The 22,059-nt window shown below is 55.3% G+C and carries 19 protein-coding genes and 1 tRNA gene; 7 read left to right on the top strand and 13 right to left on the bottom strand.

The annotated features are described in order from the left end of the window. The first annotated feature begins 172 nt into the window (after window positions 1-172). Window positions 173-1,330 carry an endonuclease domain-containing protein gene (locus RX972_RS14855; RefSeq protein WP_316876437.1) on the top strand — a complete coding sequence of 386 codons (1,158 nt, stop codon included), beginning with the start codon at window positions 173-175 and terminating at the stop codon, window positions 1,328-1,330. Window positions 1,331-1,400: 70 nt separating this feature from the next. On the opposite strand, the gene RX972_RS14850 is transcribed toward RX972_RS14855, so the two are convergent. The 4 genes from RX972_RS14850 to RX972_RS14835 all read right to left on the bottom strand — a co-directional run bounded on the left by RX972_RS14850 (window position 1,401) and on the right by RX972_RS14835 (window position 3,986). After that, window positions 1,401-1,697 carry a hypothetical protein gene (locus tag RX972_RS14850; RefSeq protein WP_316876436.1) on the bottom strand — a complete coding sequence of 99 codons (297 nt, stop codon included), beginning with the start codon at window positions 1,695-1,697 and terminating at the stop codon, window positions 1,401-1,403. A gap of 1,099 nt (window positions 1,698-2,796) precedes the next feature. After that, the gene (locus tag RX972_RS14845; protein ID WP_316876435.1) at window positions 2,797-3,198 is read right to left on the bottom strand and encodes a hypothetical protein; all 402 of its coding nucleotides are present in this window, start codon (window positions 3,196-3,198) and stop codon (window positions 2,797-2,799) included. Between the two features lie 2 nt (window positions 3,199-3,200). Next, window positions 3,201-3,605 (bottom strand): hypothetical protein, encoded by a 405-nt coding sequence (locus RX972_RS14840; RefSeq protein ID WP_316876433.1) that lies wholly within the window; start codon window positions 3,603-3,605, stop codon window positions 3,201-3,203. Between the two features lie 45 nt (window positions 3,606-3,650). Beyond that, a complete protein-coding gene (locus tag RX972_RS14835; protein WP_316876432.1) occupies window positions 3,651-3,986 on the bottom strand; it encodes a hypothetical protein in 336 nt (111 codons plus the stop codon). Between the two features lie 93 nt (window positions 3,987-4,079). On the opposite strand from RX972_RS14835, the gene RX972_RS14830 reads away from it, so the two are divergent. Both RX972_RS14830 and RX972_RS14825 read left to right on the top strand, forming a co-directional pair. Continuing rightward, window positions 4,080-4,313: a helix-turn-helix transcriptional regulator gene (locus RX972_RS14830; protein ID WP_316876540.1), complete on the top strand. Its 234-nt coding sequence runs from the start codon at window positions 4,080-4,082 to the stop codon at window positions 4,311-4,313. Between the two features lie 156 nt (window positions 4,314-4,469). Then, a tRNA-Arg gene (locus tag RX972_RS14825) sits at window positions 4,470-4,546 on the top strand. 481 nt (window positions 4,547-5,027) lie between these two features. Here RX972_RS14825 and RX972_RS14820 read toward each other — a convergent pair. The 3 genes from RX972_RS14820 to RX972_RS29535 form a co-directional block, all read right to left on the bottom strand. Further along, window positions 5,028-7,226: a putative bifunctional diguanylate cyclase/phosphodiesterase gene (locus RX972_RS14820; RefSeq protein ID WP_316876429.1), complete on the bottom strand. Its 2,199-nt coding sequence runs from the start codon at window positions 7,224-7,226 to the stop codon at window positions 5,028-5,030. Window positions 7,227-7,683: 457 nt separating this feature from the next. Beyond that, window positions 7,684-8,166, bottom strand: coding sequence for a DUF3617 domain-containing protein (locus tag RX972_RS14815; protein ID WP_316876428.1), 483 nt, complete (start codon window positions 8,164-8,166; stop codon window positions 7,684-7,686). A 269-nt stretch (window positions 8,167-8,435) separates the two neighbouring features. Continuing rightward, on the bottom strand, window positions 8,436-8,669 hold the full coding sequence (locus RX972_RS29535; RefSeq protein ID WP_410478234.1) for a YciI family protein: 234 nt from the start codon (window positions 8,667-8,669) through the stop codon (window positions 8,436-8,438). A 469-nt stretch (window positions 8,670-9,138) separates the two neighbouring features. Between RX972_RS29535 and RX972_RS14810 the strand changes: the two genes are divergently transcribed. Then, window positions 9,139-9,423 (top strand): DUF6124 family protein, encoded by a 285-nt coding sequence (locus RX972_RS14810; protein WP_316876427.1) that lies wholly within the window; start codon window positions 9,139-9,141, stop codon window positions 9,421-9,423. Window positions 9,424-9,466: 43 nt separating this feature from the next. On the opposite strand, the gene dmeF is transcribed toward RX972_RS14810, so the two are convergent. Together dmeF and RX972_RS14800 are read right to left on the bottom strand one after the other, a co-directional pair. After that, entirely contained in the window at window positions 9,467-10,399 is a 933-nt protein-coding gene (dmeF, locus tag RX972_RS14805) for a CDF family Co(II)/Ni(II) efflux transporter DmeF (protein ID WP_316876425.1), read from the bottom strand. Window positions 10,400-10,411: 12 nt separating this feature from the next. Continuing rightward, a complete protein-coding gene (locus tag RX972_RS14800) occupies window positions 10,412-10,687 on the bottom strand; it encodes a metal/formaldehyde-sensitive transcriptional repressor (RefSeq protein ID WP_027899987.1) in 276 nt (91 codons plus the stop codon). Window positions 10,688-10,813: 126 nt separating this feature from the next. On the opposite strand from RX972_RS14800, the gene RX972_RS14795 reads away from it, so the two are divergent. From RX972_RS14795 to RX972_RS14785, 3 genes are all read left to right on the top strand, one after another. Beyond that, the gene (locus RX972_RS14795) at window positions 10,814-11,710 is read left to right on the top strand and encodes a LysR substrate-binding domain-containing protein (RefSeq protein WP_316876422.1); all 897 of its coding nucleotides are present in this window, start codon (window positions 10,814-10,816) and stop codon (window positions 11,708-11,710) included. 289 nt (window positions 11,711-11,999) lie between these two features. Further along, window positions 12,000-13,307, top strand: coding sequence for an MFS transporter (locus tag RX972_RS14790; protein WP_371856675.1), 1,308 nt, complete (start codon window positions 12,000-12,002; stop codon window positions 13,305-13,307). Beyond that, a complete protein-coding gene (locus tag RX972_RS14785; protein WP_316876417.1) occupies window positions 13,304-14,563 on the top strand; it encodes a metal-dependent hydrolase family protein in 1,260 nt (419 codons plus the stop codon). Before RX972_RS14790 ends, RX972_RS14785 begins: the two co-directional genes overlap by 4 nt. Window positions 14,564-14,977: 414 nt before the next feature. On the opposite strand, the gene RX972_RS14780 is transcribed toward RX972_RS14785, so the two are convergent. From RX972_RS14780 to tssI, 4 genes are all read right to left on the bottom strand, one after another. Then, complete coding sequence (locus RX972_RS14780; protein WP_316876415.1) at window positions 14,978-15,310, bottom strand: hypothetical protein; 333 nt, start codon at window positions 15,308-15,310, stop codon at window positions 14,978-14,980. A gap of 132 nt (window positions 15,311-15,442) precedes the next feature. Next, the gene (locus tag RX972_RS14775; RefSeq protein ID WP_316876414.1) at window positions 15,443-15,709 is read right to left on the bottom strand and encodes a hypothetical protein; all 267 of its coding nucleotides are present in this window, start codon (window positions 15,707-15,709) and stop codon (window positions 15,443-15,445) included. A gap of 251 nt (window positions 15,710-15,960) precedes the next feature. Further along, entirely contained in the window at window positions 15,961-19,905 is a 3,945-nt protein-coding gene (locus RX972_RS14770) for an RHS repeat-associated core domain-containing protein (RefSeq protein ID WP_316876412.1), read from the bottom strand. A 78-nt stretch (window positions 19,906-19,983) separates the two neighbouring features. Then, entirely contained in the window at window positions 19,984-22,053 is a 2,070-nt protein-coding gene (gene tssI / locus RX972_RS14765; protein WP_316876410.1) for a type VI secretion system tip protein TssI/VgrG, read from the bottom strand. Between the last annotated feature and the right edge of the window lie 6 nt (window positions 22,054-22,059).

Genomic DNA, 22,059 nt, shown 5'->3' with positions numbered 1-22,059 from the left:
TGCGCACCTCAGGAAGGCAGACGACAGATAGATCAGAACACAGCATCGCGGGGTGACGGGATAGCCAAGTCTACACTTACGTGACTTACAAGGAGCACGTGCGTAGATTTGCTCTCACCGAAAGGAACGATCCAATAGATTCTCGTAATTGTATTCAGAAAAGAGGTGGTTCGTGGGCGGTAAACCTGAAAGCAAGTTTTGGATAAGGGCAGGCTTGATAGCAATCATCTTGCCACTATGCTTCGTGTTTCCATATGTTTTGATCTGTGTTCTTGTTCTGGCTTGGGTGACGTTCGTAGATCATATTTCACCCAATATTAAAGGGGTTCCTCCGCCCCGTACGTGGGTTGACGCAACAGCTGAGGAAAGCGACTGGCTAGAAATGTATCTCAGAGGCTGTGAGTCTCCAGCCGAAGAGCAGTTCTTAAAGGCAATGATTAAAGAGTTCGAGCTTCATCCAAACAAAGGCAAACTCGTTTCCTCAAAAATGTCATTGGAGATGCAGGTCAAGTTTCAAAACTACCGCTTTGATTTCGTGCTGAATGGGAAGTACATCATTGAAATTGATGGAGCCACGTATCACTCCTCACCTGAACAGATAGCCCGTGACCGTATCCGGGACGAATTTTCTGTAGCCAACGGCTTTAGTGTTCTGCGGATTCCAGCAAGCGTAGTTTTCAACAACCCTGCCGAATCTATCCGGAGGGTCAGGGATTTCGCCCTCAAATCTACCACCACTGTGCCGAAGCCGACTACAAGGCCAGCCGTTCGGCAAAAGCCCGTATCGCAATACCTCAGTGATTTCTCGAAGAGCGTCTCGGACTTCACTCAAAGCATCAGCGATGCAAGTTTGAATCAAACTGCCACTTCAGATTTTAGAAAAGCCATATCAAACGAGCAGATGTTGCTGGAGGCAATGGTAAGCAGGATCCAGGTAGAGATTCGGATCAATCGCCTTCCACCCGAGGAGCGGAAACTTCACGATGACGCATACGCTCAACTGACAAAAGACTGTGAAGAAAACGCTCTAGAAAAGATTTTTTGCTGGATACCGATTACTTTGCCGACGCCGGTTGATAATGAGAACGTCCAGCGGCAGATCGAGGTGGCGTGCGCCGATACTCTTGCAGAACGCAGCAAGCGCTTTGAGATACTCAGGGAAAAATCCGCCAATGATCCTACGTTTGCGCTTCTATTCCATCGCTACATGAAAGCATCTGACTTCCCTGAAATGGACCTAATCCACCCATCCCTCTCAAAGGCATCATTCAGGTCATTCACGTCGATCCTTGCCAGAAACGTAGAGCGAAACGAAACGCAGGATCTGTAGCTTCAATGCCGCATCGCCTAGCCATGCGCTACAGGCGGATAGAGCTAGGTCGCCAACACGCATATCTGACTTACATAAATCGAGGGTCACCTAACCGTGCTTGCGCATGATCAGGCAGCGGAACATCCATAAGAACTTGTCTGAGCTCACGCCAAGGATTGCTGCCGGTCTGCCCTGCTGTACACCCAGGCAGATGCGTAAAAACACGACCAGCATCATCAACAGACTGCGCATTCAGGCACTGACAACACAGAACAAAACTTCCAAATAGCGACCATCTCCCGGTCCACCCGATCACCCTGGCGCTGAGTACTTCGCTTTTGCTGAGCTCCTGGCAATAAGTATTCACATCAAAGACTTCATGCATCTCACACCTCCATATGCGGAGCAAGGAACATCCAGTTCCGAGCTCATTGATGTATAGCTCACGCAGTGAAAGAGGCTCTGATCAATTAGCTATAGCTTGCCTCGACCTGGCCACAAAAGCTGATAAGCAGGCAGGGCTCCAAAGTGTGAAACCCGCCTTAAGCTCGAAGCGAGATCTTAAGCCCCAAGGCGGATAATGATGGCTAGGCTTGTATGCCGTCGCGCCTGAACAGGTTTTTACGTGTGTTGCGCCTCCCACCAGAGCGGCGATATTGTATTTTCTATCGAGGTTTGCATGGGCGCGGCGACCATTCTTCGACCCATCGCTCAATAGTGCCGTCAGCGTGAACGATCAAGCTGGCGGAGAGATCATTACCCTCATTACCCTCATTACCCTCATTACCGCCACCGGCCCAGGCTCTGATTGCCTGATATATATCCGGGGTAATGTTGCAGGGATCAAGACAGAAAGGCTCTCTTCCCTCGGCGTAAATAGCAGGGGAGGACTCATCGAAGTTGTAGGTGATCCTGGCCCCATAGAGGTAAATTTTTTCCAAGCTTAGACCCTCTGATTTTTGATCCTGCCAGCAAACTTTCTGATTAGGAATGTCTCAAGCGATGGGGCGAGATGTACGTTTTCATCGTCGAAACCGATAGTGTATATGGAGCTAATACCCGGCCAGCGCGGACGCAGCTTCAACCACTCCGGACCTTTCTCCCAATCGTTCTGCAATACGTGAGCTTTGAGTCTTCGAGATAAGCCATGCCCGATGTAACGCCCACCGCCAAGGCTTGCGCCGAGCCCAATGTAATGCAGTTCGTCTCCCTCAAAGAGGGCGTAGCATCCGCCTAGTTGGTAGTTGGGTGCCGACCCCTTGAACTCATACCAGCCTTGCCATTCTGGCGGGCTTTGGCCTATAGCCGAAGCATTCCAGTGCCTGCTGAAGTAAGCGGAGGTTGCAGAAACAACCTCATCTATCGCTACAAAAGCTGTCATCTCGCGCCCATTCATTGGTTTGCTCGCGGATCACCATACACTTCACCGAGATCGACTGTCAGTATCGCGATCAGCGTGTTGAACGCCTTCGCCGCTGTGCTCGTTATGTCCCGGACTTGGTGCAATGCCCGCCACGAACAAAGTTCTTCACGTCGCTGTAGACCCCAGGCAACGTACCCCGCGACTCCAAATAGGTCACCTCGGTTTGAGCACCGGTAACGCTTTTACCCTTAACCACCGCAATCACGAAAGGGCCTCCACCTAAAGGCCGGGGAATTCCCCAAGAGATACTGAATTCGTTCTTCTCCGGATAGTAGAAGGAGCGGGTCACGGAGAGGTCCTCACAAGTCGTACCAGGCTCAAGTGAGTTGGTAAGTCGGTAGTAGACATCGCCGACCTTTTGATTAACCACAAAGACCTGGCGTCTCCCCTCTGTTTCGACGTCAGATTGGCTGGTTGCACAACCCAGGATAAAAAGCGGAAAGAATAGCGCCAGAATTTTCATGATCAGTTGGCAACTACTTTGGTGGTCATTGCGCAATTCATCGGCGCTTTTTCCCAAGGGTTATCCGACTCGCAAAACGACATCGGACTCATGGGAGTACCATTCACCGACCAAGAGTTTGAGGGCGTTCGCTCGCGAACATCTTGAGGCTCAATCAGTCCCGAACATATTTTCCCGGACGAGAGAGCAGTGCCCTTGCCGCCGAATGACGGGCGAGTGTAAAGCTTGGCATCGTAAATTCTGACCACTTCAATGACCGCACATACGCTGTCTTTTTTCGATCCGGTGTTCATGAACTCGCAATGAGCTTCACCATTCATCTTGGTACTGCAATCTGCTTTCACCTCTGCGAAAGCGACAGTTGAAAGCATCATGGTGGATGCGGCCAAAGCTACAACTTTAAACATTCAGAAATCCCTTTTTGGAATTGAGTGCCGCTATTTATCTGGCTGTCAGGGCCAGCTAAATAGCGAGAACTGTTCACGAACGGTGCTGCAATCGTCAGGGCTTAAGCCCCTTGATTGACGGTCTGCGTTTTCACGGACGCCAGCCATGAAGATTGGAAGGTACGTTTTTTGATCTGCCGAGCCAGGTTTGAAACGCCTGTCCATCCAGGCGCCGACTTGGCTCGCCTCACCGGTTACGCTAAGCCCGCAACCAGCCGCACGGCCAAGCATCACGGCATATGTAGTCAGTTTGTTTATGTCGGCATCTGAAGCTGCCTGGGCAGAGTTGATGCTGAGTGCTGTGAGAAATGCCAATGCAAGACTCAGGGACTGAGGGCTCATGGAACGGTCCTTGTCGCGGGTAACCAGATCGAAAAGCGATATGCTAATCATAGTATGTAGAATCGTAGTATGCATGCAGACACATTTGCAAGCATGCCGATCAAACCTAATGACTGCCCACTCGTCTCGATCTTCGCCGCCAACGTTCGCCATAGGCGCCTTGAACTCAGCCTTTCACAGGAAGAGCTTGCAGAGCGCGCCGGTGTCCATCGCACCTATGTGGGGATGCTGGAGAGGAGCGAGAAAAATTGCACTATCTACAACATTGAACGGATCGCCAAAGCGCTTAACGTCGATCCAGAGCTGCTTTTGAGAAAGCTTTCCTAGCATCTGCCCCCTTCTTGGCTTGCATCGTCCAGGTCGTGTGAGTAACGTAGTGAGACATTCACTACCCCCACCAATGTGTGACACTGCCCCGAATCTGCCCCTAATATCCTGCAACTGGACGCATGCCAACCAGATGAGTATCATGGCGCCCGCATTGCACCAGTAGCTCAGCTGGATAGAGTACTGCCCTCCGAAGGCAGGGGTCGTGGGTTCGAATCCCGCCTGGTGCACCATATTTGATTTCAGGGCTGGATGATGGCCCGAAATTACCCAAAGCCCGCCTTGTGCGGGCTTTGTTGTTTTTGCCATATAGATTGGTCAAGTACAGCGCAAAAAAGACACCCTAACCTAGGCAGCATGATTGAGGCTTGGCGCGAGCGCTCAAAAGGGTGCTGGCGGTCGGTAGTGTCCTCATGCGGAAATACGCTCAGCGGTGAGCAGCCCCAACATGATCAAGGTGAGAAAGGTCAGACAAAGGACTACAAGGGGCAATTTAGTGACTGCAAACCGGACACCACCTAGTAGACCTGGGCGATCACGTGCGCCAGCTCCTAGATCACCGATTGATCGCGCTTAGTCTGCTTGCCCGTCGTCTAGAACTGCGACAGTAGTTGCGCAGCGAGTGCGCGTTGGCGGACGACGATGCACCTGACTGTTTAATTTCAGTCCAAGGGCTGTCTGGGTTGAAAAGGGCCTACTCAGGCGGGCGCTGGATTATTTATGATTTAACACGTCAGAGGGTCGGTCAGGCGTTGAGATATAACGCTCAGTGAAATCATGAGCCGTCATAGGGCGACCATACAGGTAGCCTTGCCCCTCTTCGCATAAATAATGCCGCATCAAACTTTCCTGTTCGCGGGTTTCTATGCCTTCGGCAGTGACTTGAAGATCAAAGCCGGCCGCCAGCCTGATAACGGCCTCGATGATTACTTCGTCTTTTTTGCTACGTTCGACGCCACTTACAAACGATCGGTCAATCTTCAGGCGTGTGACCGGGTAGTCTTTCAGAAGGCTCAAAGACGCATAGCCTGTACCAAAATCATCGAACGCAATGCCTACGCCCAATGAGCGAAGGTGGTGCAGGGGCTCCATAATTCGCTGTTCGTTTCGCAAAATTATATTTTCTGTAATCTCCAGTTCGAGTGCGCTCGCCGGTAAAGAAAAGTCGTTAAGTGCACTTTCGACCATTTCAGCAAAGTCGCGCGTACGAAACTGAGCGGCAAACAAATTAACGCCGATCCTGAAGCCATCTCTACCGGTCTTTCGCCAATGAGCTGCCTGTTCACAAGCTGAGCGCAATATCCATTCACCCACCGGTACCGCTAAAAGACCTGCTTCTAGCACAGGTAAAAAAACCGCTGGGGACACGACGCCCAGTGTCGGATGGTTCCATCGGATAAGTGCTTCGGCCCCGGTAATAGCGCCATCTGCAAGCCGTACCTGAGGTTGGTAGTACAGCTCAAACTCTTTGTTCGCCCATGCCTGACGCATTGATGAGCTGAGAGCCCCTCTCTTTGAGGCCGTCTGTCGATGCTCGCTGGTGAACACGCGAACAAGGGATCGCCCGTCAGACTTGGCTTGATAGAGCGCCAAATCCGCGTTGCCAAGCATTTGCTCGCCATCGTAATCGGAGCCTGACCTCATGGACACACCGATGCTGGCTCCGATAAAAATAGAATTGTCCTCAAACTCTATAGGTTCTTCAATGACTGCGATGAGCGCCAAACCAAGCTCAATCGCTTTGGCCTGATCTGCTGTGTCTGATATGAAGACTACAAATTCGTCCCCACCCAGACGGGCGACCATATGACACGTCGGTACGCGTTCGCGAAGGCGATTTGACGTCACTCTGAGGACAAAATCACCCGCAGCGTGGCCGAGCGTGTCGTTAACATCCTTGAAGCCATCCAGGTCGATCAGAAGAATTGCCGCTGATATCTGTGCGTCACAAGCCTCCTTGATCCGATGCTTAAGTGTTGAGCGATTAGCGAGGCCTGTCAGATGATCGTATTCAGCCGCGTGCTTGAGTAGTTTGTCCGCCGCTACACGTTGGGTGACGTCACGAATGATCGCCCCAAATTGTGGCTCGCCTACATCAGTCCATTGTGAGAGCGAGAGCTCAACGGGTATTTTATGGCCGTCGCGATGTATGGCCGTCAGGTTTACGGATTTTCCGATAATACTGACTGGGCCGCCTGAGACGACCCTTGAGAAACCGGCATGATGCCTGGACCGCATCTCTTGCGGAATAATGATGTCGAGAGCCTTTCCTATGACGTCTTCAGACTTATGTCCGAAAATGAGCTCGGCTGAGTTATTCCACGAGGTGATTTGATTTTTGCTATTTGAGCAAATAATGGCATCGGGTGAAGTCGACGTCATATTGATGAAACGGGTATGGCTATCCGCATTCTCGAGTTCGAGCCGACGCAACTCCATTTTTTCAATAACGATAACGGCCAGGTCCTGAAGAATAAGCTGGTCACGGTCTGAGAACATCTCTCGGGGCTTATTGTCGATCAGGCATAAGCTACCCAGCACATGACCGTTGGTTGTTATCAATGGCGCCCCCGCGTAGAAGCGAATATGAGGAGCGCCAACAACCAAGGCGTTTGAGCTAAATCTCGCATCCTGCGACGCATCAAGTACCAAAAAAACGTTACGGCCCATGAGCGCAAAATTACAAAATGAAACGTCACGACCCGTTTCGCACACATCGAGGCCAACACGTGCTTTGAAGAATTGTCGGTCGCGATGCACTAAAGAAATCAGAACAATGGGGACATCAAAAATCCGAGATGCCATTTGGACGATTTGATCATATTCGTGCTCAGGTGGCGTATCCATCAGCGCGAAAGCATTCAAAGCCTGAATGCGCTCTTCATCATTATCACTTACTGGGTAAGTAATCATTTGAGGTTATCGCTAGGAGCTGACCGCACATGGAATGCGAAGCGATTGATAGGGCTCGCTGCCACTTTGGCATTGATGAAAATAAACTGCAGAAATATTTTCATATCATGAAAAAAAAGAAAATCTGTACATCTCATCACCTGTCAGCAGCGTATTGGCAGCTATGTCGAGCAGCTCATAAACTGTATCGTCAAAAAAACGGATATCTGTAGAAAAGCGAGCAGCATGCCAGGCATGAAGCGCAAACGCCTTGTGCGGGCTTTGTTTTTGGTGAGAAGGTTTCGCACTGGAGCCTATGCCGACATGGCAACAATCAGGATTCCCGGTGAGTATCCGTGGGAAGCGCGAATTCGCCGTAGCGCGTCGTTGATGGCGGACATTATCTCTATCGAGACACCGCTGGCTTGACTCATCCTGCCGGGCAGTATCCCGCGGCAGGTGCACTCGCTCTGATCGCTCAGCGGTTGATGTACAGGCTGTTCATCTTCATGCCGCCGCGCATTTTCTTGACGCCCGGCTCCATGTCGGCCGGACATGCGCCTTGAAAGCTGCCATTGACGATGGTGCGCTGCGTCTCGGTTTCTCCGTTCAGGTCGAACGAAGTGTCGGCCGTCAGCATGTACGATTTCGTCAGATCGCCCTTGAACGAGGCGGCCAGCTTCGCGTCTGGGCAGCTTGATATAAAGCTGTAGCCGTCGCCGTTACCGCTTTTTGACTCGATCTTGCATTCCTGTTCGAAGTTGGCCCACAAGTCGTCGTCAATCAGACGGTCCTTTGCCTGGTCGACGCAAATTTCCCAGGAAAACGGCGAGGTGGCCGGTGTCACTTTCCACAAGCCTGAGGCGCGTTGCATACGCTGGGATGATTCATCGGCCGCCACAGGAATCGCGACCGCAAGCGCTATAGCGGGAATCGACAACAGTATGGCGGCGTACTTCATTACGTATCCCTTCTGTAAAACAATAAATTTAACACTAACGGGAGCGCGCTCCGCCATCCGCAGATGGCATGCGCTGTTCAAGGTTCTCTAATACTTCACCCTATGGTGGGCTTTTGGCCGGACTCGATCAGTCACTTCAGCCTAACAAATTCCTAAAATCCCACTATAAAAAAACTATTCCGTTTTGAGCCGGGATGGCTGACAGCCGGCGATCTCCAAAGCAGACTGAAGCCCTCGCTCACGCTCCATTCACGCCGTATATGACTTCTTTAAACCAAAGTTTTCAGGTGGGGGAATGCCTTCGACCAGTGAAGAATTCTAAAACTCTTACGCAGACCTTCGATCCAGAACGGGTCTGTATGAATCAAACGAGTTACTGTTTCTTTGCTTTCCGCCTCGACCAGCCACAATCCCCCTAAAGGATCTGAGGACGGATGCTCTCGGAGTGATCCACCTACTAAAATCAAATCTTTGTGTCGCTCTAACCATTGGATATGGTCGATGAGGTTTTTTTCCGAATCTCCGATGCCTCAGGTTTATCCTCAAAAAATACGGCAAACAACATCTCATCTCCTTTTGAAATTAGTAGCGCCCTTGGAGCATCACCCACTAGCAGAATACTCGACTTGCCTGCGTAAACGCATTCCACCTCCAAACTGATTTACGGAATTCCCCTACACCCTCCGTCCGCTTCACATCCTTGTCGCTCCCACTCCGCAACCCTAGAGTTCACGTCGTCGCCGCAAACGTAGCGACCGGGCTTGGCCGCTCGACTAAACTCCAGGCGCACAGGCGCCCACCATTAGATCTCGGGGATGTATTCCGTCTGCGATATCGAGTTATGGCAGCTGTGCGTGGGACACCTTCGGGTGTGCCGGGTGCCTGGAGTTCCGGTCGGCCAACCCGCGTACAGTTGCCACCCCGATTTGCTTGGCCGCAAACGGTGGCAGCTTCTAACTCCAGGAGCAGTCAATGAAGCAACCGCATACCTCAAACAAAACCCTCGGCACCACCACCTTCTCCACCTGCGGCCCAGCACGTCAGCCGCTGTTCCGCATCAATCCCGACATCCCCATCGAATCCGCACTGGAGCACGCTTCCAGCTTATTGGCGTGCATCCATGAGTTGAGCCTCGACGTAGCGATGGGTGATTCGGGCAAGCAGGGTGTCTGGGCGGTTCATCATTTGAGTGATATGGCGAAGGCGATTCTGGAGGATGCGTTGTCAGCGGGTGCAGCAAACAATCAGCTGGACTGAACGGCCCTTGGCTAATGCCCCGGGCCGTTTTGCCGGTCATGAATCACACGCTGCGAAGCTCCACCGTCAGGTGCGTCACTTCGTGCACCGGCGCCAGGCGCGCGCGGATCATATCGGCGGTTACGGACGCGTTGCCGACCACGCTGACAATGGCTGCGCGGGCTTCGGGGCCGACCTGCCAGACGTGCAGGTCGGTGATTTTTGTATCACCCGACTGCTCGATTATGTCGCGGATTTCCTGGGCGACATGCTCGTCTGTGCGGTCGAGCAGAACACCTGAAGTGGTGCGTATCAGCGACCAGGACCAGCGGGCGATAACCAGTGCGCCGACGATGCCCATGACCGGATCGAGCCAGACCCATCCCAGGTAGCGGCCAGCGAGCAATGCAGCGATGGCGAGGACGGAGGTCAGTGCGTCGGCGAGCACATGCACGTAGGCCGAACGCAGGTTGTTGTCCTGACCGTGTGCGTGGTGGGTATGGTCATGGTCATGCCCGTGGTCGTGCCCATGATGGTGATTGTGACCGCCGGACAGCAGCAGTGCGCTGACGATATTGACGATCAGGCCGACAACGGCAATCCACGTGGCCGTGCCGAACGCGACTTGGGTAGGCTCGAAAAGACGCACCACTGACTCGACACCGATACCGATGGCAACCAGGCCCAGTATCAACGCAGAGGCGAAGCCGCCGAGGTCGCCCACCTTGCCGGTGCCAAAGCTGTATTGGGCGCTGGCGGCGTGGCGTTTGGCGTAGCTGTAGGCAGCGGCGGCGATACCCAAGGCGCCGGCGTGGGTTGCCATATGGAAACCGTCCGCCAGCAGGGCCATGGAGCCGGTGATGTAACCGGCAGCGATTTCGGCAACCATCATGACAACCGTCAGCGCCACCACCCACAGGGTGCGCTTGGCGTTCTCATCATGGGAGGAGCCCAAAAATACGTGATCGTGGGCGTAGTCCGCGTGCAGGTTGCTCATGTCGGTGCGCTCCTATTTGGTGTATCGGCGGATGGCTTCGATCAGTTCCTCAACGCCTTCGGCCCGCTCTTCATCACTCAAACCCGGCTTGGCGACGTGCTCGCGGGCGTGGGCTTCGATGATTTCATCCATCAGGCCGTTGATAGCACCCCGCGTTGCCGCCACCAGATGCAGGGTTTTGGCGCAGTCGTCTTCGGCCTCAAGCGCTCGTTCCACCGCCTGGATTTGCCCAGCGATACGTTTCACCCGCTTGAGCAAGTCGTCTTTGCCCGTTTTGATGTGCGACATACCATACCCCCCCTACCTATGCTTATTACGCATGCTCTGTGATGTCGGTCGGGAACGCAACCAGCAGATGAAACTCACGCGCATTTTTGTTCTGATGGCGGCAACCACGACCACTCCGGATTCCCCATGCGCATCGAACCCCTGCCGCCGCTGCAAACCCTGATTGCTTTCGAGGCGACGGTGCGTCATGGCAGTTTCACTCGCGCGGCCACTGAGCTGCATTTGACGCAGAGTGCGATCAGTCGTCAGGTGCAGCAGCTTGAGGAGTTTCTGGGGCGGGCGTTATTTCGGCGTGAGCACAAGCGCATTCATCTCACAGTGGCCGGGCAGGTGTATGCCGAGCAGGTGCATCGGGTGCTTGCCCAATGCGCTGAAGCGACGGCGCAGGTCATGACCCACAGCGGCGAGCAGGAGCTGACGCTGGCGTGTTCCAGCGGTGTCGCGGCGTTATGGCTGGGGCCGTTGATGGGGCGTTATGCCGATGAGTTTCCCAATGTAGACGTGCGTTTGCGGGTGGTCGACGGGCTGGATTCGCTGGTGCGTGCGGAGTTTGATCTGGCGGTGTATTTCCTGCGCTCGGGTTCGCCGCCGGGGCTGGACAGTCGGCTGTTGTTTGCAGAGTCGGTGGGGGCGTATTGCGCGCCGGGCTATCTGCAAGGCCGGGTGCTCAAGCCGCAAGCATTGTTCGAGCATCGGTTGTTGATGCTTGAGGATGGTCAGCGCCAGTGGCTGTCCTGGACAAACTGGTTTGCGCGTCAGGGTATCGATGCTTCAGCGATTTCCAAGCGCCTGACCGTTAATAACTATCCGGTGATGGTGGACCTGGCCATTGATGGACGCGGCATTGTGTTGGGCTGGAAGCCGATGATCGATGGGCACGTTAAGTCCGGGGCGTTGGTGCCTGCTTGTGATGTGCATGTGGGCGAGATCGGTGGTTATTATTTGCTCAATCCGTCGGGGCAGTTTCCGAGTCGTGCGGCGCGGTCGTTTGAGCAGTGGTTGGCGGTGCAGAGCGGGGACTGAATCACGTTTTCTGTAGGAGCTGTCGAGCACCGCGAGGCTGCGATAGCGATTTGTCGGACGCACCGATATCGCAGCCTCGCGGTGCTCGACAGCTCCTACAGATCCACGTCCTCTTGCATGCATCCAGCGCATGCATATCTTCCCAATGAGCGTTTTCCCGCATTCAATTTCGCGAGTTATTCTCGGGCCTACAAGGGCACAAGACCCTGACGATGTTTCACCCGATTGCTTCTCTGCCCCACTCGTGCGCGGGACCACTCCGTGCGTAATTTGCATGCAGGAGTTCAACGTGAACGCTATAAAAAACACGCCAACCCACAACCAGAAAGCACGCAAAGCCGTGATCGCGACAGTGATCGGCAACGGTCTTGAATGGTTTGACTTCACGGTCTACAGCTTCTTCTCGGTCATCATCGCCAAGGTGTTTTTCCCCACCGACAGCGAACTCACTTCTTATCTACTGGCATTGGCGACTTTCGGCGTAGGCTTTTTCATGCGTCCAGTCGGCGGCATTGTGCTGGGTGTTTATGGGGACAAGCACGGTCGTAAAGCCGCGCTGTCACTGACCATCCTGTTGATGGCGCTGGGGACGCTGATCATTGCGATCACCCCGAGTTATGCACAGATCGGCATGATTGCGCCGGTGTTGATTGTGCTCGCACGGCTGCTGCAAGGTTTCTCGGCGGGCGGTGAAATGGGCAGCGCGACGGCCTTCCTGACCGAGCACGCCCCGGACGGCAAGAAAGCGTTTTACTCCAGCTGGATTCAGGCCAGTATCGGCGTCGCCGTGCTGCTGGGTTCCACACTGGGCGCTATCCTCTCGAACTACCTGACTCAAGCACAGTTGGAAAGCTGGGGCTGGCGGATCCCGTTCATCATCGGCACGCTGATCGGTCCGGTCGGTTTCTACATCCGTAGCCGCATCGACGAGACGCCGGTCTACAAAGAGTCAAAAACCACCGAATCGCCACTGCGCGAAGTCTTCCGCACCTATCCACGGGAAACCCTGATCAGCTTCTCGCTGGTTGTGCTGTGGACGGTCTGCACCTACGCGATTCTGTTCTACATCCCGTCCTATTCCACCCGCGTTCTGGGGCTGCCAAGTGGCATCGGTTTCAGCGCCGGGATGATGGGCGGCGCGGTGTTGATCGTGGCGACGCCCATTGTTGGCATGCTGGCTGACAAAACCGGTCGCAGGCCTTGGCTGCTGGGTTCGGCGGCGGCGATTTTCGTTGCGGCTTATCCGATGTTCCTGTTCATCAACCAGATGCCGGGGCTGGCCTCGCTGCTGATTTTTGAAGTGGTGATGGGCCTGCTGATCGCCGGTTACATCGGTTCGATTCTGGCCGCGTTCAGCGAACTGCTGCCGACTCACGTGCTGTCCACAGGCCTGTCCGTGGCCTACAACTTTGCGGTCACGATCTTCGGCGGTTTCGCCACGTTCACCATTACCTGGCTGATCGCCAACACCGGCAGCAACGTCGCGCCGGCCTTCTACATCATGTTCGCGGCCGTGGTCAGCGGTTGCGGCGCGTTTCTGTACCGCGACCGCAAGACCACCGCCAATGCCACCTTCAAGGGAGCCGCTCTGCAATGAGTACTCAAAACGCTGCACGCCTGATCCTGCGCAACGGCCAGTTGCTCGACCTGAACAAAGGCGAGTTGCTGGGCGGTCTGGAAGTTGTGATCGAGGGTGGACGCATCAGCGCTGTTCGCCCACAAAATGACGCTGTAGAGGCCGACGCCCAAGTCATTGATCTGAACGGCCGCACGCTGATGCCAGGCCTGATCGACTGCCACGTTCACGTGCTGGCCTCCAACGCCAACCTGGGCATGAATGCGCTGCAACCCAACGCCATCATCATGTACCGCGCCTTGCCGATTCTTGAAGCGATGCTTAACCGCGGCTTCACCACCGTGCGTGATGCGGGCGGTGCAGACTGGGCGCTGGCTCGCTCCATCGCGCTGGGCCTCGTGCCGGGGCCGCGTATTTTTGCAGCCGGTAAAGCGCTGTCGCAAACCGGTGGTCACGGGGACATGCGCGCTCGTGGGGAGCTGCTGCTGAGCGAGCCATGTTCGTGCTGCTTCCGCGCTGGCGCTATCGCCCGCGTCGTGGACGGCGTTGATAACGTGCGTCTGGCCGTGCGTGAAGAACTGCAACAAGGCGCCAACCAGATCAAGATCATGGCTTCGGGCGGCGTGTCCTCACCGACAGACCCGATTGCCAACACGCAGTACAGCGAGGCGGAAATCCGCGCCATCGTCGATGAGGCCGAAGCCGCCAATACTTACGTAATGGCTCACGCTTATACCGCACGGGCGATTCGTCGCGCTATCGAGTGCGGCGTGCGCACCATTGAACACGGCAATCTGGTCGACGCCGACACAGCGAAACTCATGGCCGAGAAAGGCGCGTTCGCCGTGCCGACCCAAGTGACCTACGAGATGCTTGCCAAGCACGGCGCAGAAGCAGGCTTGCCACCTGACTCCGTGGCCAAGATTGAAGACGTGCGCTTGGCCGGTCGCAACGCGCTGAAGCTGTTCGCAGAAGCAGGCGTGGAAATGGGCTATGGCTCAGACTTGCTCGGCGACATGCATCAATACCAAAGCCATGAGTTGCAGATCCGCGCCGAAGTGCTAGGCAACCTCGCCGCCCTGCGCAGCGCCACCACTGTCGCAGCAAAAATCCTGCAACGCGAAGGCCAACTGGGCTGCATCGCCGAAGGCGCCATCGCCGACCTGCTGGTGGTCGACGGCAACCCGCTGGAATCCATCGAGTGTCTGGTGGGCCAAGGTGAAAACCTGGCGATGATCATTCAGGAAGGCAGCATCAAGAAGAACACCCTGGTGTAAATGCTGAAGTGCTGCAGAGCCCGCCTTGTGCGGGCTTTTTTGTTTTGCAGGCTCACCGCGCTGTCTCGCGCCAACCGGTAGACCTGTAGCAGCGCACGAGCACCGCGAGGCCGCGATGGCGGTGGGTCTGACAAAACGCTATCGCTGGCCTCGTAACCTCGGTGAGCTCCTACAGGATTTGGGGTCAACTCACAAAAATGCATGTTGATTGATAGAGCGCCCCCTTCGTCCAGACGCCTTGCTGTAGCGCAGCAAACCTCGGACCTGTAGGAGCGCACGAGCAACGCGCGGCCGCGATAGCGGTGGGTCTGACAAAAAGCTATCGCGGCCTCGCGGTGCTCGTGCGCTCCTACAGGATGGGTTTCAATTCAGTGATCTTGGGGCCCGATGAATCGGCTCTTCACAGGACGTGCATCAAACAAACTCAAGCCGATACTGCCCCGGTTGCGTCCACGAAACCCTGACAAATTCTCCACTGAGCAACGCCTTATCACGCAGATATTCAAACACCTCTGCGGGGCACCATTCCTTGCCGTTGGAGAAAGCGATGTGGAGCAAACGAAGTGAGTCAAATACCTTGGCTTTTTCTACATCATCAGCGACGTAACGCTCAAAGACACCCTCTTCAAGCGACCCTAAGAACCCGACAGCAGCTAGCTCTGCAGAGAGATCGCGGTCGTTGACCTTCACACGAATGACATCGCCATCTGCTTTTTCAACAAAGGCCTTGAGTTCTTCGCTGACCAATCAAAATACTCCGCTTAGGGCCAACCCCGTCCATATCTGCTGGGGGAATGATTCAACGGTACCTCATTCCCTTTCAGGCCCGCCGCAGTAATTTTCTCAGCCAACGTTCTACGGGAGCGACGCCTCAGCAAACTAATTACGGCTTCTGATCGCTGCCTCCACAACCTCTTCCAGCAGCCGCTCTTCGCTGAAAGTGAAATCACCATACTGTGCAATTGCACTACAGGTCGAAAGTTCTTGAATCGCAGCATCGGCGGTAACTGCTGCCTGCAGCTCGACGGACTTCTTCGAGAAGAAGTCCGCAGGCCCCATTTTGCCTGTGCTTTTCAATGCCAGGATTAGCTTGTCCAGCGCGGCCAGCAATTCAGGGGGGTTACTCACCATGGAAATCCTGGTCATTAAGCTACGCGAGCCCGGTTTGACGCCTCCAGTCAGACGCCATCAGAAAAAGTCCCAGGAAAGTCACTCGTCCAGATAATTATCCTTAATGCCTTTGGACCTACGGTACAGATAGAGACCGATTCGTAAAGAAATCAGTACCAGGGCAAACACCCCAACCGTTAACCATGTGTCGCCTAGATACTTTTCCAGAAGGTTATAAAAGTAGGCAACGGGAATGGCGACTGCCGTCATTATCAGAAAGTATTTGATCACTGGTTTTGACACTCCTCGTCTTCATCCTTCAAAGGACAATTGACGATCACTTTGCCGGTTTGCCAAGCCGCCTGGGTAGCAACTGTGGTTTTAAGAGTGTTGGTGTGCGCGGCCTTACGGGCGGCCAGTTTTGCAGCACGATTGGCAGTATTTGCAGCTTGGCCGGACAGAGTTTTGAGCGCCTTTGACGATGTGAGGACCGTTTTGGCAGAACCGAACAAACCTGGTGCAACTGCACCAAAGGCGCCTGCCGCCCCCACATGTTTCCAATTAATATCGATACACCCCCACTTAAAGTCCATCAGGTCGCGATCATTATCCCAATTATCTTTTACCTGACCCAGCAACTGCTTACCCGCCTGCATCCCCACTTCGATGGTCGCGCCCAGTGCTGCGCGGCCAAGGAAAGCACCGGCTAAAATAATCAGCGGCACAATCAGCCCGCTTGGGTCATAGGCGACGGAGGGAGCATTCAATGCATAGACATAGGCATTGGGGCCACCCCTGAAACCGATGGGGTCCTGGCTGGCGTAACGTCCTATTTCAGGTAAGTAATAACGATGGCGGTTGTAATAAAGACCACTTTCATCGTCGTGATGCTGTCCCTGAAAACGGATGGGTTGGTCGGTAGAGCCTGTTTCCTCCGTCACCCCTCGCCATGTATCAGGATGAGCTTGCCACGTCACCTGACCATCCTGATCGCTTAACTGCAGCGGCGTACCGATGTGGTCGGTGTGGAAAAAGCTGATGCTGGGCGCACCCAATACAGGATGACACTGCGCAGGCAAAGGCTGATCTTCTGCCGCCATGGCGCGACGAATTTCCAGCAACTCTGGCGTGTCAGGCTCGCACGATTGTTCAATGCGCAGCATGGGGACAAAACTTTCAGGTTCATGCACGGTGGTGCGCAACAGCCTTTCGAAGGCTTCTGCACACTGCCGCTCGCCGTCCCAGCCGTAGCGAACCCGCTGCTGTTCAGCACCTTCGCGTACAGTTTTTGCGATACGTCTGGATAGCGCATCGTAACGGTAGCGCGCTTCGACATGTTCCCCATCGGGACGCTGGCGAAGCATGTGGATCAAACGGTTGGCACCATCGTAGGCCAGCAAGAGTCGCTGACCGTCAGAGTCCTTGCGCTCAATCAGATGCCCCGACGCATCGTAACGATAGGTGCTGCCCTGGAAGACCTCAACACGGTTCCCCAAGCAGGACGAATCTACGCCTTGAGCCAGCGCCGAGCGTTGGGAATCGGTATAACCCGAGCGATAGAGCTCGTTATGCTCATGCTGCAAGAGCTTTTCGGCACCCTGCAATCCAGCAGTATCTAGCCTGTTGCCGGCCGGATCGAAACGGTAAAGCTGCTCTACGGTATTGCCACGGCGACTGGAAACCAGCCTTCCACTCAGGTCGTACTGGTACTTCAAGGCAGAACTGACGCTGTCGTCAATCTGCGTTAATTGTCCGAGCAAGTCATAGCGATAGCTGCGCTGCCAGCCATCTGCACCGGACCGGGTCAGCTTGCTTTGAGCAAGCCGCCCTGACGCGTCGTAATCGCGCTGCTGATCAAATAAGGTTTGCGGCTTGCCCTTGAGTCGGGCGTCCCGGTGTTTTTCGCGGTGCAAAGCATCGCGCTCAAAGCTGAGCTCAACCTGCTCAACCATCACGCCATGCAAATGACCTGACCCGTAGGTAAGCCATTTAACCAGAGGCGCGTCGCCATACTGGCTGCTTTCACGCTTACCCAATTCGTCGTGCTGGTGTTGAACGCTGTAGACCCAGCCATCGGCATGGATCTGACTCTCAAGGCATAGATTGCCAGCATCGTCATAGGCAAAACGCACTTCGCAGTCAGGCCCTCTTACACTTGCCAGACGACCATCCGCCAACCAGCTGTAGTGTTCACTGAAAGCCGCAGCGTTTGCAGTGGCCGGGAAGTTCGTGCTGACCACACGTCCATCGAGGTTGTACTGATAATGGGTCTCACGCTGCTCGCCATCAATGCGCACCACCAACTCATCAGCAAGGTTGTAGCGATATTGCTGACGACGCCCGTCGAAACCGTTCTCTTCGACCAACCGGTCCAGCTCATCCCAGGCAAAACGCGCTTTGGCACCATTCTGATTGGTGAGCATGCACAGCCGACCAGCAGCATCGTAAAGGTAATTCAGCTCTTGCCCTGCTGAGTCCACAGCGCGCAACAGTCGTCCGTATCTGTCCCAGAAGAATTGCGTGCAATGCCCCTGGGCATCGGCCATATGGGTTTGCCGTCCCTGCTTGTCATAGCGGTAAACAAGACTCGCGCCATCGGGAAAGGAAAGCCCAGTGACCTGGCCGAGAAGGTCGTAGCTACGGCGCGAGATCTGACCTGCCGGATCGATTTCAGCGATGAGACGTCCCTCCAGATCGTACTCATAACGATATGTCTGGCCAGAGCAGTCCGTGACACTGACAGGCAGGCCAAGGCGACTCCACTGAAAGGTTTTCACGCCCCCCTTGCTGTCGATCACTTGCGTGGGGCGATCAGGCAGAGACGAATCATCGTAGCGGTAGAGAGTCGTGCCACCCGGACCGGTCGCGCGTGTCAGATTACTGCGCGTATCCCGTTCAAAACGCCAGCTGCGCCCCATGGAATTAACAAGCTCGTTGAGTAAACCGGTCTCTTCATCCAGCGTCTTGCGGTATCGACTTTTGCCGGGCGATTCCTCTTCAAGGACTCGCCCCTGACCATCAAGCCGACGACGGGACTCTCGGCCCAGCGGGTCACGGATAACAACCAGCCGACCGAACAGGTCGTATTCGAACTCCGTACGACTGCCATCGGCGCGTACCAGTGCAGTCCAGCGCCTTTCACCATCGCTGCCGCTGAACTCGTAACGTTCAACACGCCCCATGCTATCGATAACATCGGTGGCATCCGCGTAGTAACGGAATTCGCGAACCAGTCCCTCGGCCTCACTTTGCTTGACCACTCGCCCCGAGGGCAGATGCGTGTCCCATTCATAACGCACTTCCTGACCGCCCGGCTCGCCATGTGCAGTCATGATGTGGTTGTTCCACGCGAACACCCTCACCCGTTCGCCCGAACGGTCACGCACGGCTATCAGGTCGCCCACTTCATTGAATTCGTAGCGCACCAGCCAATCATTACCCAGCGCCTGAGGATCGAAGCTTTCCGGAATAGGGCCGTCTGTATTAGCCAGAATCACACCGCAAAGACGCACTCCGTCGTCACCGGCCTGTGGCGCGCATACCTGCTGATACACCAGGCCATAGCTACGTCCAGCGCTGTCACGGATGCTGGCGAGAAAACCTCTGCGACTCCAGCCAAACTCAGTGAGGTAACCGCTGCGGCCAAATGCTGAATGCAGACGCCATACTCCATCAGGCTGACGCATAAAACAGAGATAACTGTTGCCCGCCAGCAGCAGAACAGCAGCTTCACTGGCCTGTATCGCCGGTGGGACGGGCGACCAACGCCCCTTCCAGGGCGAAAACAATGGCTGCTCCGATGAAACGCCACCTCGGCGCAACCAGAGTTGCTCGCTACCCGAATAGTGTATTTTGCCGGGCTCCAGCGCAGGGAAAGTAATGCGGCGGCCTTGGACGTCGATCAACACACAGGTATTGGCATCCAGCTCCAGCGTGACACTTTCACCTGGGAGCGACCACCCCTGCCCCAGCTTGCTCACTCGAGGATTGCTGGACAGGTAGCCACGCCCGAAGCTGAACGTGTCGGGGGCGGTCAACGCAAAATCCACCTCCTCTGGCAGCAGCTTGCAGCCCAGCATCGGGTTGACCGGCTGGCCGACATTTGGCACACATGCAGAGACCCGGTCGGCCATCCCGACGCCGGAGCTACCGACGTGAACCGTCGGAGATCCGGTAGCGATTACATTTCCGGATACCTTTTCGCCCACGTGAGAAACAGGAAGACCGCTCATGCCGATGTCCTTGTCTGGAAAAGCAGGCTGACACCGTCAAGCCTCGACGCATTGCCTGAATACACGGTGGTGATTGAGCTAGCAGTTGATGTCGACATTCGGTGAAAGTATCTCTATTTCGGAGGGAGTAATGCGGATCGTGCTCTGACCGCATGTCAGTCGGATTTCCTGGTCAGCGGTGATCTCGATGGTTTTACTGCCCAGTTTGATGCTCTTGCCATCCATCGTAATAGTCGAGCCATCATCGCTGCCGCCGACGCTCAGCTTGTAGCTATCACCCACCGATAGTGTTTTTTTCTTGACCACTTGAGTCGTCTGGTTAAGGCCGACAAACGTATTCATCATCATGCCGACATTGAGGCTATAGCCCAGTCCCACGTTCTCCATGCGCCCCAGGCCGACGTTCTGCAAAGAAGCCATCAGGATGGTTTCAGACTTGTTCATGCCTATTTTTACTGTCTCGTTGCGATCAACCGTTTTGCTCCGATTGGCATGCACCGTGATTGTTTCGTTGTTATCTACCGTCTCGGTGCGGTCATGCCTGACGTGAACAGTTTCATCGTTATCAATGGTTTTACTTCGGTCATGGCCCACCCAGTGGGTCTCGTCGTTCTCGACCTCGATGTCCTGATTCTTTTCCGCGTGAATAAACAACTGCTCCTCGCCCTTCTTGTCCTCCATCCGGATTTCATTGAAGTTGGCAGGCGTGCCCCCCTTGCTGGAGCGGCTTTTCATGCCGCTTTGGGTCGCGTTGGCGGGCAGGTCGTAGGGCACGGTCTGTTCCGCGTTGTACACGCGACCGGTGATGATCGGGCGGTCCGGATCGCCTTCCAGAAAGCTCACAATCACTTCCTGACCGATCCGTGGAATCTGCATCGAGCCCCAGTTCTTGCCCGCCCATGCTTGAGATACGCGGATCCAGCAGGAGCTGTTTTCGTTGGACTGGTCGTGCCGGTCCCAGTAGAAATGCACCTTGACCCGGCCAAACTGGTCGGTCCAGATTTCCTCGCCGCTGGGGCCCACGACGATGGCGGTTTGCGGGCCTTTGACGATGGGCCTTGAGGTGCTGGCCAGCGGTCGAAAGCTTTGCTGGGCATCGATGCAGGTCAGGGCGCTTTCGAATTGTGGACCGGCTGAGCCCGCGCCCGATTCGTGGCTTTCCTGGGCGACGTAGTAGCGCGCGCCGACGATCAGGTATTCGCGGTTCTGATCTTCACGACCAAAGCCGGTCATGCTGAACAGGTGCCCTGTGCCAAGGCCTCGGGCGTTGCCGCTCAGCTCGACGCGCTCATGCAGGCTTTGCAGCGCTTCGATGCGCGTGCGGGCGTAATGCTCGCCGTCCTGGCTTTGCACGTAAGTGCCAGGGTAGTCGTACAGCGGGTAATCGCCTGCCGTGTGTGGCCGGGGCATGGCCGAGCGCACGTTGATGCTGGCGGACGGACGCAGGAAGTCGTAGTCGTTAAGCTCCAGCGAGCCCGGCTGGACTTCCTGAGCCAAACGCCAGTCATTGATGTGGTCGCGTTCGCGGTGCTGACCATCAGGTGGGAAATACGGCACCGAGGCATAACCCGGTGCGTTTTGATGTGCGCCATAAGCATCGGCAAGCACCAGCACGTGGCGGTCTTTTTCATGGCGGAAGAAGTAATAAATACCTTCCTGTTCCATCAGGCGACTGACGAAGTCGAAGCTGCTTTCCCGGTACTGGACGCAGTATTCCCACTCCCGATAAGGGCGGCTCAGCGCGTCTTCGAAATCCGAGAAGCCCAGGTCGCGAAAGACCTGCTTGATGATCTGCGGGATGGTCTGGTTCTGGAATATCCGGCAATCGGACGTCCGCGTCAGCAGCCACAGCCAGGGGCGCAACGTAACCTGATAGCTGGCGAACTGGCCCTGGCCGACCTCCTGACTGCAACGCGCGACAATCCCGTGAAAGTAGCGCTGGCTGCCATCATCCAGGCGCAGCGACAGGCTCATGGGTTTGCCCAGCAACTGGTTGAGGTCGATGGCGCCATCTGTGGACGTGAGCTGCAGGGTGTAATCAAACATCCGCCCCAGCTCATCGCCGCCGCCCATGTTCTTGAGCAGCAGCACATCCGGTCCGAGCGGGCTGTTGATCTGTGCCAGACGTGTGAGTTGGGTGAACAGCATGGATTA

Source organism: Pseudomonas syringae group sp. J309-1 (assembly GCF_032582135.1).
Classification (GTDB): Bacteria; Pseudomonadota; Gammaproteobacteria; order Pseudomonadales; family Pseudomonadaceae; genus Aquipseudomonas; species Aquipseudomonas quasicaspiana.
The sequence above is the reverse complement of the archived record's forward strand: the minus strand, read 5'-3'. Positions and strand labels throughout refer to the sequence as shown.

Excerpts from the sequence above, each read along its gene's own strand:
- RX972_RS14850 (WP_316876436.1), bottom strand. The coding sequence starts at position 1,697 with ATGCATGAAGTCTTTGATGTGAATACTTATTGCCAGGAGCTCAGCAAA.
- RX972_RS14845 (WP_316876435.1), bottom strand. The coding sequence starts at position 3,198 with ATGAAAATTCTGGCGCTATTCTTTCCGCTTTTTATCCTGGGTTGTGCA.
- RX972_RS14840 (WP_316876433.1), bottom strand. The coding sequence starts at position 3,605 with ATGTTTAAAGTTGTAGCTTTGGCCGCATCCACCATGATGCTTTCAACT.
- RX972_RS14835 (WP_316876432.1), bottom strand. The coding sequence starts at position 3,986 with ATGAGCCCTCAGTCCCTGAGTCTTGCATTGGCATTTCTCACAGCACTC.
- RX972_RS14830 (WP_316876540.1), top strand. The coding sequence starts at position 4,080 with ATGCCGATCAAACCTAATGACTGCCCACTCGTCTCGATCTTCGCCGCC.
- RX972_RS14820 (WP_316876429.1), bottom strand. The coding sequence starts at position 7,226 with ATGATTACTTACCCAGTAAGTGATAATGATGAAGAGCGCATTCAGGCT.
- RX972_RS14815 (WP_316876428.1), bottom strand. The coding sequence starts at position 8,166 with ATGAAGTACGCCGCCATACTGTTGTCGATTCCCGCTATAGCGCTTGCG.
- RX972_RS14810 (WP_316876427.1), top strand. The coding sequence starts at position 9,139 with ATGAAGCAACCGCATACCTCAAACAAAACCCTCGGCACCACCACCTTC.
- dmeF (WP_316876425.1), bottom strand. The coding sequence starts at position 10,399 with ATGAGCAACCTGCACGCGGACTACGCCCACGATCACGTATTTTTGGGC.
- RX972_RS14800 (WP_027899987.1), bottom strand. The coding sequence starts at position 10,687 with ATGTCGCACATCAAAACGGGCAAAGACGACTTGCTCAAGCGGGTGAAA.
- RX972_RS14795 (WP_316876422.1), top strand. The coding sequence starts at position 10,814 with ATGCGCATCGAACCCCTGCCGCCGCTGCAAACCCTGATTGCTTTCGAG.
- RX972_RS14785 (WP_316876417.1), top strand. The coding sequence starts at position 13,304 with ATGAGTACTCAAAACGCTGCACGCCTGATCCTGCGCAACGGCCAGTTG.
- RX972_RS14775 (WP_316876414.1), bottom strand. The coding sequence starts at position 15,709 with ATGACCAGGATTTCCATGGTGAGTAACCCCCCTGAATTGCTGGCCGCG.
- RX972_RS14770 (WP_316876412.1), bottom strand. The coding sequence starts at position 19,905 with ATGAGCGGTCTTCCTGTTTCTCACGTGGGCGAAAAGGTATCCGGAAAT.
- tssI (WP_316876410.1), bottom strand. The coding sequence starts at position 22,053 with ATGCTGTTCACCCAACTCACACGTCTGGCACAGATCAACAGCCCGCTC.